Source organism: Acinetobacter legionensis (assembly GCF_057165765.1).
On the sequence record NZ_CM169896.1, the window covers coordinates 1,505,287 to 1,520,267 of the forward strand.

Annotated in this window: 12 protein-coding genes; 5 read left to right on the plus strand and 7 right to left on the minus strand. The window is 37.9% G+C overall.

Features of this window, described 5'->3' with window-relative positions:
* Positions 1–119 precede the first annotated feature (119 nt).
* Both purL and AC2G3J_RS06855 read left to right on the plus strand, forming a co-directional pair.
* Positions 120–3,953, plus strand: coding sequence for a phosphoribosylformylglycinamidine synthase (gene purL, locus AC2G3J_RS06850; RefSeq protein ID WP_483770860.1), 3,834 nt, complete (start codon positions 120–122; stop codon positions 3,951–3,953).
* 701 nt (positions 3,954–4,654) lie between these two features.
* The gene (locus tag AC2G3J_RS06855; protein ID WP_336953986.1) at positions 4,655–4,780 is read left to right on the plus strand and encodes a KGW motif small protein; all 126 of its coding nucleotides are present in this window, start codon (positions 4,655–4,657) and stop codon (positions 4,778–4,780) included.
* Positions 4,781–4,932: 152 nt separating this feature from the next.
* Here the strand turns inward: AC2G3J_RS06855 and AC2G3J_RS06860 are convergent, their stop codons facing one another.
* Positions 4,933–5,382, minus strand: coding sequence for a hypothetical protein (locus tag AC2G3J_RS06860; RefSeq protein WP_483770861.1), 450 nt, complete (start codon positions 5,380–5,382; stop codon positions 4,933–4,935).
* A 23-nt stretch (positions 5,383–5,405) separates the two neighbouring features.
* Between AC2G3J_RS06860 and AC2G3J_RS06865 the strand changes: the two genes are divergently transcribed.
* The gene (locus tag AC2G3J_RS06865) at positions 5,406–5,813 is read left to right on the plus strand and encodes a hypothetical protein (protein WP_483770862.1); all 408 of its coding nucleotides are present in this window, start codon (positions 5,406–5,408) and stop codon (positions 5,811–5,813) included.
* 137 nt (positions 5,814–5,950) lie between these two features.
* Here AC2G3J_RS06865 and gltP read toward each other — a convergent pair whose 3' ends face one another.
* From gltP to AC2G3J_RS06890, 5 genes are all read right to left on the minus strand, one after another.
* On the minus strand, positions 5,951–7,240 hold the full coding sequence (gltP, locus tag AC2G3J_RS06870; RefSeq protein ID WP_262086234.1) for a glutamate/aspartate:proton symporter GltP: 1,290 nt from the start codon (positions 7,238–7,240) through the stop codon (positions 5,951–5,953).
* Positions 7,241–7,517: 277 nt separating this feature from the next.
* On the minus strand, positions 7,518–8,627 hold the full coding sequence (locus AC2G3J_RS06875; RefSeq protein ID WP_419327941.1) for an ABC transporter permease: 1,110 nt from the start codon (positions 8,625–8,627) through the stop codon (positions 7,518–7,520).
* Positions 8,620–9,753, minus strand: a complete 1,134-nt coding sequence (locus AC2G3J_RS06880) for an ABC transporter permease (RefSeq protein WP_419327942.1) — start codon at positions 9,751–9,753, stop codon at positions 8,620–8,622. Before AC2G3J_RS06880 ends, AC2G3J_RS06875 begins: the two co-directional genes overlap by 8 nt.
* Before the next feature lie 2 nt (positions 9,754–9,755).
* Positions 9,756–11,012: an HlyD family secretion protein gene (locus tag AC2G3J_RS06885; protein WP_483770863.1), complete on the minus strand. Its 1,257-nt coding sequence runs from the start codon at positions 11,010–11,012 to the stop codon at positions 9,756–9,758.
* A gap of 13 nt (positions 11,013–11,025) precedes the next feature.
* On the minus strand, positions 11,026–12,519 hold the full coding sequence (locus tag AC2G3J_RS06890; RefSeq protein WP_483770864.1) for a TolC family protein: 1,494 nt from the start codon (positions 12,517–12,519) through the stop codon (positions 11,026–11,028).
* A 196-nt stretch (positions 12,520–12,715) separates the two neighbouring features.
* Here AC2G3J_RS06890 and AC2G3J_RS06895 point away from each other — a divergent pair, with 196 nt between their 5' ends.
* Positions 12,716–13,021, plus strand: a complete 306-nt coding sequence (locus AC2G3J_RS06895; protein WP_483770865.1) for an SRPBCC domain-containing protein — start codon at positions 12,716–12,718, stop codon at positions 13,019–13,021.
* Between the two features lie 189 nt (positions 13,022–13,210).
* Positions 13,211–13,807, plus strand: a complete 597-nt coding sequence (locus AC2G3J_RS06900) for a LysE family translocator (RefSeq protein WP_483770866.1) — start codon at positions 13,211–13,213, stop codon at positions 13,805–13,807.
* A gap of 40 nt (positions 13,808–13,847) precedes the next feature.
* On the opposite strand, the gene AC2G3J_RS06905 is transcribed toward AC2G3J_RS06900, so the two are convergent.
* Positions 13,848–14,660, minus strand: coding sequence for an AraC family transcriptional regulator (locus AC2G3J_RS06905; protein WP_336953977.1), 813 nt, complete (start codon positions 14,658–14,660; stop codon positions 13,848–13,850).
* Positions 14,661–14,981 lie beyond the last annotated feature (321 nt).

Below are 14,981 nucleotides of genomic sequence, written 5' to 3' on the forward strand. Positions count from 1 at the left end.
TCAGCGTTTTTTAAGTGGGATATGACTAGCTGAAATCTTGCTTTCACAGTAGAATATGCGCTCTCTTCAAGTCACATTGAGGTGGGTTGCCAAAACCTGCCCGTGGAGCCAAAAACAGCATGTTTATCGTTGCCGGTGCACCTGCACACTCTTCTTTTAAGCAAACACAACTATTAACACGCCTTGCGTCGATCAGTTCTGTTCAATCAATAGAAAGCCAATGGGTTTACCTTTTCGACCAAACGCTCAACGAGCAACAACAGCAATCTGCTTTACAGCTTTTAAACGATGGCGCATCGTTTGAAGTTCGTCAGGCTGCAAGTGACGAAGTCCAGATTTTAGTCACGCCACGTGTCGGTACAATTTCACCGTGGTCATCTAAGGCAACCGATATTTTTGCCAACTGTAATACACCTGTACACCGCTTAGAACGCGGTGTTTTGTTTACTTTAAAGGGAATTTCTGAAATTTCTGATGAAGTAAAACAAATTTTACATGACCGTATGACAGAAAGCGTTTTCAATAAAATTGATGACGCAACAGCTTTATTCTCTGAAACTGAGCCTAAACCTTTAAACTCAATTGATATTTTGGGGCAAGGTAAAGATGCACTGGTTAAAGCAAACTCTGAGTTTGGCTTTGCATTGTCAGATGAAGAAATTGATTATTTAACTGCAGCATTTAATAAGATGGGGCGTAACCCACATGACATCGAGTTGATGATGTTTGCTCAAGCAAACTCAGAACATTGTCGTCATAAAATCTTTGGTTCAGAGTGGACAATTGATGGTGAAAAACAACCATTATCATTGTTCCAAATGATTAAAAATACCTATAAAGAATCACCTACAGATGTTTTGTCAGCATATAAAGATAATGCTTCTGTAATTGTTGGTTTTGACACACAGCGTTTCTATCCGAAAAAAGATGAAGCCACGGGTCACCATATTTATAAATATAAGAGCCAAGCTGCCCACATTCTTATGAAAGTGGAAACCCACAACCATCCAACCGCAATTGCTCCATTTGCAGGTGCTGCGACAGGTTCTGGTGGTGAAATTCGTGATGAAGGTGCAACAGGCCGTGGTGGTAAACCAAAAGCAGGTTTAACAGGCTTTACGGTTTCTAACCTTAATATTCCAGGTTTTGAACAGCCTTGGGAAGAAAACTACGGTAAACCATCTCGTATGGCATCACCACTTCAGATCATGATTGATGGTCCTTTAGGCGGTGCAGCATTTAACAACGAGTTTGGTCGCCCTGCGTTAAATGGTTACTTCCGTACTTTTGAGCAAAATGTTAATGGCGAAGTAAAAGGTTTCCATAAACCGATTATGATTGCGGGTGGTTACGGAAATATTCGTCCTGACCATGTTGAAAAAGATGCAATTCAGCCCGGCGATTTACTGATTGTACTGGGTGGTCCTGCGATGCTCATTGGTTTGGGCGGTGGTGCAGCTTCTTCTGTAGATAGCGGTAAATTAGGTGAAAACCTAGATTTTGCTTCTGTACAACGTGAAAACCCAGAAATGGAGCGTCGTTGTCAGGAAGTGATTGATGCATGTTGGAGAATGGAAGACTTTAACCCGATCGTATCTGTACATGATGTGGGGGCGGGTGGTGTTTCCAATGCAATGCCTGAACTTGTGAATGATCACGAATTGGGTGCAACTCTTGATCTTCGTAAAATCCCATCGCTTGAACCAGGCATGTCACCAATGGAAATCTGGTCAAATGAAGCACAAGAACGTTATGTGCTTGCCATTAAACCAGAATCATTAGAGTTATTTGAATCGATTTGTGCCCGTGAACGTTGCCCATTTGCGGTATTGGGAGAAGCGACTGAAGCACGTCAATTGACTGTAAACGATCCATTGTTTGAAAACAAAGCAGTGGATATGCCAATGCAAGTCATGCTTGGTGGCACGCCACGTATGAGTCGTACATACGAAACGATTCAACGTAAAGGTGATGAGTTTGATGCATCTAAAGTCGATTTAAAAGATGCAATCTTCCGTGTATTGAAAAACCCGACAGTGGCTTCAAAATCATTCCTAATCACCATTGGTGACCGTTCAATCACGGGTATGGTATCGCGTGATCAGATGGTGGGCCGTTGGCAAGTTCCAGTTGCGGATGCTGCGGTAACCACAACAAGCTTACAAGGCTATACCGGTGAAGCAATGGCAATGGGTGAGCGTCCTCCTGTTGCATTGTTAAATCCTGCTGCTTCTGCACGTTTGGCCGTGGCTGAGTCCATCACCAATATCATGTGTGCCAATATTGAACAGATCAGTGATATTAAACTGTCTGCTAACTGGATGGCGGCCGCAGGTCAAAAAGGTGAAGATCAAGCATTATTCGAAGGTGTAAAAGCCATCGGTATGGAAATGTGTCCTGCATTGGGTATCGCAATTCCAGTGGGTAAAGACTCATTGTCGATGCGTACGACTTGGAATGACGAAGGCGAAGATAAATCTGTGACTTCACCAATGTCTGGTGTCATCACTGCATTTGCACCTGTGTTGGATGTTCGTAAAACATTGACACCTGAATTGAAAAATGAAGATTCAGTTCTAGTACGTATTGATTTATCTAAAGGTCAGTTCCGTTTAGGCGGTTCGATCTTTGCACAAGTGTATAAGGCAATTGGTTCTGTTACACCTGATGTTGATAACTTTGATGAGTTCAAAGCATTCTTTGCATTGGTTCAAGATTGGAATAATCGCGGTTTGATCAAGGCGTATCATGACATTGGTGATGGTGGCTTATTGGCAACTGTTGCTGAAATGATGTTTGCTTCACGTTTAGGGGTATCACTTGAAGATCAATCTACTGAAAGCTTATTTGCCGAAGAAATTGGTGCAGTATTGCAAATTTCTAAAGCAGACTGGGCAAGTTTGACAGATGAAGTTGCAACTTCAAGTTTAAAAGAAGCGATTAGCGTTGTTGGTACTGTCAATGATTCTGATAAATTGTCAGTGAACGGTTTGATACTTGATCGCGCTGAATTGCAACAAGCTTGGACTGAAGTTTCTCATCAAATTCAACGTTTACGTGATAATGTAGAAACAGCTGATTCAGAATTTGCATTAATTGGTGATAAAAATCATAAAGGTATAATTGCATTACCAACATTTGATTTAAATGAGCCTGTTGAAGCTCCTTATATCAATGAACGCCGTCCAAACATGATGATTTTACGTGAACAAGGCGTGAATGGTCATGTTGAAATGGCTGCGGCATTCGATAAAGTTGGTTTTAATACTGTTGATGTTCACATGAGTGATTTACTTTCAGGTCGTGTAGATTTAGACGACTTTGAAGGTCTGGTTGCTTGTGGTGGATTCTCTTATGGTGATGTTTTAGGTGCTGGTGGTGGTTGGGCTAAGTCTGTGCTGTTTAATCCTAAACTTCGTGATCAATTTGAGAAATTCTTTAACCGGGACAATACTTTCTCTGTAGGTATTTGTAATGGTTGTCAAATGTTGGCTCAGCTTGCGCCACTCATTCCGGGTGCAGACAACTGGCCACGTTTCCGCCGTAATACTTCAGAAGTATTTGAAGCCCGTGTTGTGAATGTGAAAGTTGAGAAATCTCCATCGATTCTTTTAGAAGGTATGGAAGGCTCTATTTTACCAATCGCTGTTGCACATGGTGAAGGTCGTGCAGAAACTTCTGCTGAAAACTTTGCTGCGTTAAATGCAGGTAATCAAGTGATTTTACGCTATGTAGACAGCTTGGGTAATGCGACTCAACAATATCCACTGAACCCAAATGGCTCTCCTGAAGCAATTTCTGGGGTGACTTCAAAAGATGGTCGTGCAACGATTATGATGCCGCATCCTGAACGTAATTTCCGTGCAATTCAGCATTCTTGGAAGCCTGAAGAGTGGACGGAAGATGGTGCATGGTTACGTATGTTCCGTAATGCGCGTAAGTTTATTGGTTAATTAAATCCTAGACCAATGAATTGTAAAAGCCCCGTAAGGGGCTTTTTTAATCTATGATGGTTGAAAATATTGAATACTTACTAAAAATGAAAAAAAGATTATTGGATGTGACAAGAGTTATTTTGGATAAGTTTAGCAATCGCTATCATGATTATTATGGCTTTTGGGTATAGGCGTACTGTATACGCATGCAAGACATTTAAATACCTTTAGTTTTACTTTTAGATTATTGAATCAGCACCATGACATTAACGATAATTTTTTAGAGAAAGTCCATCAAAGATTTTCTAAATATTTAGTTGATTACTTAAGTGTCCATCATAAATTTCTGACTGATTTAAGTTTAGCCATGGTTAAAATTGACTTCGATCACGGTCATCTTTTAAAGCCCTCGACGTTATATGGGAATTATTTTTGTGTGCAAGTCGAGTTGATAGATCAAAAAGGTCAGCGTTTTTTTGCTGAATCGGATGGTTATTGTTTTCCTCATATTGAGTGGATTCAACAAAGAAAATTGATTAACTCATTGTCATTCGGAAAAAAATTTTACTGGGAAGCCTCGAATGAACATCAATGAAGGTATTGGAAATTTGTTACACTTTTAGGGTTGGTTTATTTTTTGCATGTTATAAATTGTCTATTAAAAGACCGATGTTTTGCCCCAAAGATGTTCCATGATGTAGCAAGAATGAGGTGATAAAATGATAAGAACAGTCAATTATTCAACAGCAGATAAGGTCATCCTTCGCCAAAAAGGCTGGAAATGGTTTAGTGTTATTTTAGCTATACAAATGCTGATTATTCTCAGTGCATATTTAATCGCGTAGCTAACGAAATGAGTACGTTCTCTGATTGAGAGTTTTTAGTTGCTAATGACAAAAGGCACTTTATTGTGGTTTTTATCTCTGATAAAGATATGTTCATGAGATAAACACAAGAGCAAGCTATTTGCATGTTTACTGCAAATAGCACTTTCTATTCATTTTGATTTAGATGGTTTTTCTGTTGCTTGTGCTTCTCGTTCAGCAGCTTCTGCAGCATCAGCGGCTGCAGCCGCCGCATCTGAAGCAGCTGTACTTGTTGATATGTCAAAATCAACATTTTCAGCTTCCAAAGCTGCTTCCTGTATAGCATCAATAGATACAATTCCAGCCTCTGCGCCACTAGAAATATATTCAGAAGATTGTGCTACATCATCGTTTTTAGCATGTGCTTGACTTAAAAATATGTTTGATAGCATGACTGCAATTAAATAGCTGTTTCTCATTGGTCTTTCTTCTATGAAATCTAAAATATAAAGGTAACTATTTAATAATTTAAAGTAAATATAAGCCGCCTTATTTGGATAGCTTATATGGGAATACAAAAATGTCAGATGATGAAAATAAAAAAAATTATTAATATGAGAGAATTGATTTAGAAAAATCAAAATTTTTTTAAATAGATGAGATCATGAAAAGAAGCATATTTCTAGTACCAATACTGATTTCTTTAACTAGCTGTTATCCAATATATAAAACACAGAAGCCTCAAGTGACTGTGACTGTTGTAAATGAGCAGGGAGTAGCAATTCCTGATGTAAAAATCGTGTTAGTAACATCAGTACATCCTGCAAAAATAGATGATCAATATGATGAAAAATTCACAAATAAATTGGGGATAGTGAATTTTGAAAAACAGGCCGAATGGAAAGTTGAAAGCTTAGTAATTCATGGGGTGCAAGTTTATGATTGGAATTTATGCCTTGAAAAAGATGGTTATATCATCCAAGAATTTGTCAAAGTAGGTAAAAAAGCGCAGATTAAAATCATTTTAAAGAAGGGTAAAACGCCATTAAAACAGTATCTTGATCAATGCTAGAAAGTTAATTATTCTGCATATCATATATTCAATCTTTTGGAGCGATTAGTGGAATTGAAAGTAGTCTAAAAGGTAGGTAATCTCAGTCAAGCATGTACAAAAAACCACCCGAAGGTGGTTTTTCTGATCTTAAAAAATTAATGTGTGGCATCAAAATTATAAGATTTTTGTTTCTCAGTATCGAATTTGCCTTCCCATTTACTAATTACAAGAACAGCAAGTGCATTACCAATCACATTTAATACAGTACGAGCCATATCTAAAATACGGTCAATACCCGCAATAAATGCTAAGCCTTCTAGTGGGATACCCACGCTGCCTAAAGTTGCCAATAGAACCACGAAAGACACACCAGGAACGCCTGCGATACCCTTAGAGGTAATCATCAGGGTCAAGACCAAAACAAGCTGTTGAGTGATGGTTAAATCAATACCGTAAAGTTGTGCAATAAAGATAGCAGCAATACTTTGATAGAGTGTTGAACCATCTAAGTTAAATGAATAACCGATAGGAACAACAAAACTGGTAATTGATTTTGGCGCACCATAAGCTTCCATTTTTTCCATCATACGTGGTAAAACGGTTTCAGAGCTTGCAGTGGAGTAAGCAAGAATAAGTTCATCTTTTAAGATTTTGATAATTGTCCAGATACTAAAACCACAGAATCTAGCCACAAAACCAAGCACAATAAAGATAAAGAACAGGATTGCCCCATAAACTAAAACAGCAAGTTTAATTAATGGTAATAATGAACTAAAACCAAAGTTTGCTACAGTCGCAGCGATCAAGCCGAATACACCAAATGGTGCAAACATCATGATCATGTGAGTTACTTTGAACATTGTTTCAGAAACAGCTTTTAACACGTCAATCAACGGTTGCTTGGTTTCTTTAGACAATGAACCTAGACCAATACCGAAAATGACTGCAAAGAAAATAATCGGCAACATGTGCCCATCACCCATTGCAGCAAAAATATTCGGTGGGATAAGTGAAAGAACAGTATTTACTAAGCCATGAGCTTCATGGCTGACTTCCTGTGTCGTTTCTTTATATTGCGAAATATCAGAGGTTGTCAGTGTAGACATATCAATGCCTGCACCAGGTTGGAATACATTGGCAGCAACTAAGCCTACAATAATTGCAACTGTCGTAATAATCTCAAAATAAACAATGGTTTTAAAGCCAAGTTTACCGACACTTTTACTGTCACCCGCATTGGCAATTCCTAAAATCAGCATGGAAAGCACAAGTGGAATTACAATCATTTTGATCAGATTGATGAAAATCTTACCCAATGGTTGTAAAAAGTTTGCAATGATGTCACCGCGAATTTCAGGTGCGTTGTGCAAAAAAGCACCAACAAGAATACCTAAGAAGAGCGCAATAACAATTTGCCAAGCAAGGCTAATTCTCATTTTCTTCATACTGAGCCCTTAAAATTCAGATTTTGGCGAAAAGGAAAACTCTATCAAAAAAACACAAAAGAAATCCCGCTAAAGCATGTGGGCGCCTTAGGGTGGGAGATTCTGAGTATTCAGAGTATTTCGAAAATGGCCTATTCTGACGCTATTTGCGTCAGCAGTACTAACTTTTTTATCAAAAATGCGTTCAAATGATTAAAAATAGTTCAGTTTGATTAAAGGATTCGATTTTATTGTTAATTTTAATTCATTATATAAATTAAATTTCACACAACTATTTTTATTTTTTATATGTTTGCATTAGGCGTATATATGCCCATATCATCAAAATTCCTGTTAAGCATACGAGATAAATTAACTTTGGAATAACCACCTGAATCGGCACACCCATTTGATTTAACTGAATAAATAAATTAATTCCTTGAGTGGATGGGAAGAGATGAGCAAAATACTGCATCCAAGTTGGCATTGCTTGCAAGGGCCAAGCTGCACCTGACAGTAAAAACAATGGAATTGAGGTGAAAACGATCAGATGTCCAGCACGTTCTGAAATATCTAGATAGCTGGCTAAAAGCATTGCCATTGCAATCACGCAACTAATAAAAATCGGAACGGAAAACAACATGCCCCAAAAATTGCCGCCTCTCGGATAGTCATTGATCCAGTAAGTGAAACCAAATAGATAATAGCAGCCGAGGCAACCAATCGTGAGTGCTGCTAAATAGATTCCCAAAAACTCAGTAGTTGTGGCTCGCCATCGTCTTTCACGATACCCCGCAATCAACATGCACAATCCTAGAACAATAGTCTGGTGAATGATCAGAGGCGCAATTGCAGGAAAGATATAACTGCCATATCCTGAAAGTGTGTTAAACAGCGGAATTTGATGGATCGGAAGCGCGACTTGGAAATGTGAAATTTTGCCAAACCTTTCGGCTTGTTCTGCAACGGCATTTTCAATTGCAGTGGCTAAGCCTAAACCAATCTGTTTGGTTTTAAGAAAATAAGCACTACTGAGATATAGACCAATACCACCAGCCTCACCTCGAACCACACTATTGGATAGGTTCTCAGGTAATAACAAAATACCATCGGCTTTTTGCTCTTGAACCATCCGTTTTGCTTGTTCAAAATTTCCAGTGATTTCAGTAATTTTTATATTGGGACTTTTGGCAACTTCAGTAATGATGGTATTGCTCAGATAGCTTTGTTCTTCATCAACAATAATAATCGGCAAACTTTCAGCAGTTTGCGCTTTATAGGCTGTAGGATAAAAAATGCTATAAAAAAATACTGAAAGCACCATAGTGGTCAAAATAGACGAGTTTTTCCCAATATTTTTAAAAGTGTCTACATAGTATCGAGCGAGCTCTTTAAAGAATTTAATCATGTTTTACTCCCCTTAAATTTTTATTGAGGAGTAAACTTGATAATGCAAAATAGAAAATACAATATGCAGCAAGGATGGCTAAAGGAACCATCGAAATAAAACTAGGACTGCCAACAACCCATTGCTCAGTTTGTAATTTCGCATAAGGTGTATAGGGAATAATGTTGGCCCAAAATTTGGTAAAAATTGGTGCATTATTTAAGGGAAGCGTGACACCTGCAAAACTTAGCGAAGAGCCACCATAGACTGCAATAAATCCAAAAGTTTTAGATAAATTTTTAGTTGCGAGAACGACGCTACTACTGATCAGTGCATAGGCTGAATAAAGTAAGAACTGTCCAAGTAAAATCATCCATAGACTACCAGCAATGAACCAACCTCGGATTACCACCAGCCAAAACAGCCATACCCAAGTCCAAAAACAGAAAATTAACACATAGACCATATTTTTTGCCAGAAGTGCATTTAATACAGATTTGTCTTGAACCCATTGATTTAAGGTACCGTATTTCAATTCTTGACCCACTGCAAAAGCCACACAACAACACAGCAATAAGTGCAAAATTGCTGGAATCATAAAGGGTTCTAAATAGAACTCATAACTGAGATTGGGATTGAACAGGGGAGAAATTTTTATATTTGCTGTGGAAAGTTCAGCATAAGGAATTTTATTTTCAAAATATGAATTCTTTGCAAAATCAGCAATCGCTTCAACTGTAGAGAGAAGCATCGCTGAAGAAATCCCATTGCCAATACTAAAATAAGACTGATTAAAAGCAATACTGATCTGTGAATCTTGTGCTTGAACCAGACGTTGTTCAGCACCTGCTGGAATATGCACATATCCCCAAATCTTGGTCTGATTGAGCAGATACTCAACTTCATTGGGATTATCTGATACAGTGTAGATTGAAACCGTATGATTATGACTAAGATACTTTTCTATATTGCGACTAAGTTCACTTTGATCTTGATCAATAATTGCAATCGGTAAATGTTCAGCTTTTCCTGCATAAAACATACTACTGAATAAAATAATCACAAAGAGCGGGGCAAGTGTGACTAAGCATAAATCCCATTTATGCTTGAGCAAATATTGAAGCTCTCTTAACATGCCCGTCCACATGCTTATTGGCTCTCTTTTAATTTAAAGATCACACTCATGCCTACTTTTAATTCAGGTACGGCTTCAGCGGGTGTAAGCTTAACTTTAAAACTACGAATATCATAACCACCTGTCTGACGTGTGGTTTTAATGGTTGCAAACTCACCTTCAGCATCTATATTTTTGATGTTAAATGACACTGTTTTATTGAGTGCGGGTATAAAACCATCTAAGCTTTTTGCTTGATAAACTTGGGTGTATTGATCTTCACGGACATTTAAACTGACCCAATTTTCTTCATCTTGAATAATACTCACAACAGGAACACCAATAGCCACCAGTTCTGAGGGTTTACCGTAAGTTTTAGATACAGTGCCGTTTACAGGAGAGTATAGTTTGGTTTCTGCATCTAAAGCATTGGCTTCCGCAACAGCGGCTTTCGCGATCTCGACTTGTGCATCAGCCCCAGATTTTTGTTCAGCGGTACTGCCGCGTTTTGCACGTGCATATTGCTGATAAGCAGCTTCACTCATTTGAGTGGCTGATTGTGCAGCGGCATGCATTTCATCACGTCGTTGACGCGAGATAACCCCTTGTGCAAACAGGTTAGCCCCACGTTGGTAGGTCATTTTTGCAAGATTTTCTTGCGCTTTTACACTTTGCCAATTGGCATATAAGGTATCAATATTTTCTTGTTGAGAACCTCTGTCTGCTGTCGATTGTAAGGCTAAGGCGGATTGTAAACTTGCCAGGGCTTGTTGTTTTTTTGCAGCAATTTCTGGACTACTTAGAGTAACTAACAGTTGTCCTTTTTTAATTTTTTGACCATCGCTGACAAAGATGCCTTCTATCCGACTCGGAACTTTAGTGCTGACATGTAATGTTTCAGCTTCAACACGTCCTTGAACATCTACTGTTTTAGGCTGATAACTTTTCCATAGACCAAACGCAATCAATCCCAATAATAGAATAAAAATTATTGCGCCAATGACCAGAATAGTTTTCTTTTTAGAAGGTTTTTGATCGTTATCGATGTTTGTCGCAGCACTTTGTTCCTGTGCCGAATCTTTGATTGGTGTGTCTTTTTCAGATTCAATTTGGTCGGCTGTAGGTTGTTGCGCTACAGTTGCATCAGATAAAGCGGTCGGATCTGTATTGTTTTGTGTATTCATTTCTGGATGAACTAAATTTTCATTTAATGAAATATCTGAGTTTGCATCAGCTTGCGAAGTTGAAGATGAATCATTTTGTCCATTGTGATGGTCATGCTGTTTTGTCATTTTATGCTCCATCTTAACGAATATAATCTGTATTAGTTTGATTGACGTAGTCTTTGAATTGTTCAATAGAACCATGGCTTTGTAGCAAAGTTGCTAGGGAGAGCACGTATTTATAGGCATTGAGTGCTTTTTCGGTTTTGAGTAGGCTGAGTTGATTCTGTGCATCGATGACTTGAGTGGCGGTGCCCATATCTTCTTTAAATGATAATTGTTGAATTCTTAAATTCTCTAACACTGCTTGTTCATTTTGTTGTAGTAATTGATTGGACTGCTGTGCTGTGGCGAGCTCACTATAGGATTTGTAGATAATATTCTCAATCTCTTGTTGGGTGCGCGCTGTCATAAGCTCTGTTGCATATCTCTGTAATTCAGCGGCTTGGACATTTTTGTTCTTATCAATCCCTGAAAATAGGTTGTAGCGAGCAGCAACACCCACAATCCAATTTTGGTTTTGATCTAAACTATATTCTCCAAACGCAAAAAGGGTTGGTTTTTTTGCGGCGCTCTGGATTTTGACATTCTGATTGGCAAGCTGTGTATCCATTTGCATTTTTCGAACTAGGCTTGAAGTTTCAGGATAAGAAGCAAGGAGTTGGTTGAGTGATTGGCTTTGCTGACGATTGACAAATAAAGGTGTCGTCAATTGATCAATTTTGGATTTATGCAATAAATTTTGAAGTTGGAACTGACTGGCTTGTAAATTTGCCGAAGCATTTTGTTCTGAACGCTGGGCATTATTGCGCGCAACTTCAAATTGCATGCGTTGTCCTTTGCTAATAAATCCCTGTTTTTCAAGTTTGAGTGAATTGTCATAGTGTTGTTGCATTGCACTCAGATTGAATTGACTGGCATTGAATAGCTGTTGTTGTAATTGCACATTAAAATACGCCTGAATCACTTCAAAACGTTGTGTATCTTGCTGTTGTTTAGCATCGAGTTGACTACGTTCAACTTTTAAATTGGCAATCTGCTTTGTTGTCGATGTAATCCCGCCAGTATAAATTGGCATCATCACAGAAACTGTAGGGCGAACAACTTGATCTTCAAGGACAACATTGGCTGTATCTGGAATTAAGCCAATACCACTATGAATTCCTTGGTTTAGTCCTTGTTTTAAAGGATCTGTGATATTCGATGGAATGTTCTGTTCAGATTGCCATTGATCAACCCGATCATTCACCCCTTGTGAAAGCGTCTGTTCCAGATTATTTTTGACCCCATTTAGTGGAATATCTGTTTCAGTATGAAACTTATAGGCACGTACGTTTAAATCGATGCGAGGTAGACCAATATTTTTGACGGCTTCTGCTTGAAGTTTAGAAGCTTGATTGAGTGCTTGATTGGCTTGGGTGGTATAAGAGTTTTCAAGTAAATATTGTTCTGCTTGTACATAGCTTAGATTTTCAGCAAACGTGACGGATACAAAGGCCGTATTTAAGGCTGCAAAGCTGCTTACTTGTATCAATTTTGATAATGCTTTAAGTGAATAGCAAGTTCTAAATTTCATCTGAAAAATCATCAGCATTTGTTTAAATTTGAGACTATTCTAACCTTGAATGACTAGAATAAATAATCTAAATGTATACTTTAATATGTGTGGTTTTTGTAGTTTCGATAATGAGTATAGATGTGATTAAATTATAATCAAAACCATGATAATTCAATCAATAAATTGAATCTCAAAATAGATCTAAGGAAAAAAAATGGCAAGAATTACCGTTGAGTCTGTGGTGACAGCACCAATCGAATTAGTTTGGGATATTTATAATAATCCAGAGGATATACAACAATGGAATACCGCTTCAGCAGATTGGCACACAGTCAATTCTAAAAATGATCTACGTGTGGATGGTCAATTTTCAAATCGTATGGAAGCTAAAGATGGCAGTATGGGCTTTGATTTTTCGGGTACATATACTGAAATTATTCCCCTTAAAAAATTGCTTATTCTTTTGGCGAACGAAATGCTGAAGTTCACTTTGAACAGAAAAATGATGCTGTTGTGGTGAGGATTAGTTTTGATCCTGAAACGGTATATCCAATTGAACAACAGCAAGCAGGTTGGCAAGCAATTTTAGATAATTTTGCACGCTATGTAGAAAATAAAAGCTAGTTCTGCACAAACGTACAATACAAAATATTTCCACAGACTTACTTTGATCTTTTGAAATTCGTCTAGATCAAAGTTGAGTGTTGTTGTGGAAATCTTTCTTTATACCTTGAGTGTGATGTATAGCCCTGGTCCTGTAAATTTCATTGGATTGAATTCAGGACTGCTTGGGCAGCTTAAACAATCCATTGGTTTTTTCATTGGGGTGGGTTGTGCAATGTTATTTCTATTTTTGACCTTGGGCTATGTTGGTGAGGCTGTTATTCCTCACAATTGGCTAGACTATATTTCTTTGGTCGGGGCGGTATATACCTTTTATATCGCTGTTAAAATGTTGACAGTATATTTAGAAACAACTGAAAAAGCCGAATACCAACTGACTTTCTTAAATGGTTTCTTAATTCAATTATTTAATCCTAAAGGAATTCTGGTGATTTTACCCGTCACGACAATTATGTATCCTGCGGCTAAAATTACTGGCGTGATGATTTTCGTTGTATCTTTAATCATTTCTATTGGTGCTGCTGGAGCGCCGTTCGTATATGCTTTGGCGGGTAAATTTTTAGGGGATAAAATTTCTGATCCTAAATGGTTTAATTATTTAAATAAAATTATGGCAATCATGCTGATTATTACAGGACTTGGAATGCTTCGAGATTTTATTATAGGAATGCATTTGTTGTGATAAATCAAAATCTTGAACTGAATCTGTATGTGTTTTACACCTAAGGCAAATGATTGATCTTTTTCCAATGCGCAGGGCTGAGTCCAAATGCTTGTTTAAAATGTCGAGTCATATGGCTTTGATCATAAAAGCCTGCATCTGTTGCAGCTGCAACTAAAGAAGCCCCTTTGATTAAATTGATTTTAACTTTTTCCAGCCTGCGCATGGTTAAATAACGATGTGGGCTGGTTCCAAACAATAAACGGAAGTCGCGTGATAAACTCCACCGGTCGCGACCAATATTTTTTTCTAAATCATCCAAACTGATATTTCGTTCAGATAATGTATGAATAAATTCTCTGGCTTTTTCTGCTGCACGATAATCAAAACTTAGCCGTTGTGATAATGGTTGAAAAGAAATTTCATTTAAAGCCATGGCCAGATCATACAGCGCATCTTCTTCTTCCAAAACTTCCATATGATTTTCAATACTTTGTAGAAAAGTATTGGTGGCTTTAAATAATCGAGGATCTGTGCTAATCCCATGTTCGATAAAGGGTAGAGGTTTACCCTTTAAAATAGATTGAATTTTTGCAGGTTCTATATACACCATACGATAGCGGAAACCTTCTTGTGTACCTGATTCGCCATCATGTTTTTCATCAGGATGCAGCACCATCGTCATACCTTGCTGGCTATGTTGCATGACACCTTGATAATGAAAACTTTGAACGCCTGAAAGGGTGCGACCAATGGCATAGGTATCATGCCGATGCGGCTCATAGGCATGATCATTAAAAAATGCTTCGATACGTTCAAATCGATCTGTTTCCGATGCTGTCCGAATCCAATCCTGATGATTTGAGGCTGGCATTTACCATCTACCAATGAATAAAGTTTAAGCTGGATAAATTATAACTGAGTTAAGCTTATAAATTGAGTTTTTATCCGTATATGGATATGAGCAACGGATATTCTAGCCTTGTGCAGTCAGCTATAAAATCAGAGTGGCAATAAATCATTGTTTCAGGATGATGATTAAAATATCAATGCGCAGTCTAGCTACAATATTTTGCTTCTCTAATTGTCTATAGTTAATTGAATTATCAACTCTAAATCTTTAAACATATTGAAATATTGACTGACAAAGCTACTGCAAGAAAGGTCGATTTGTGGTTAAATGCGCCTATTTCAT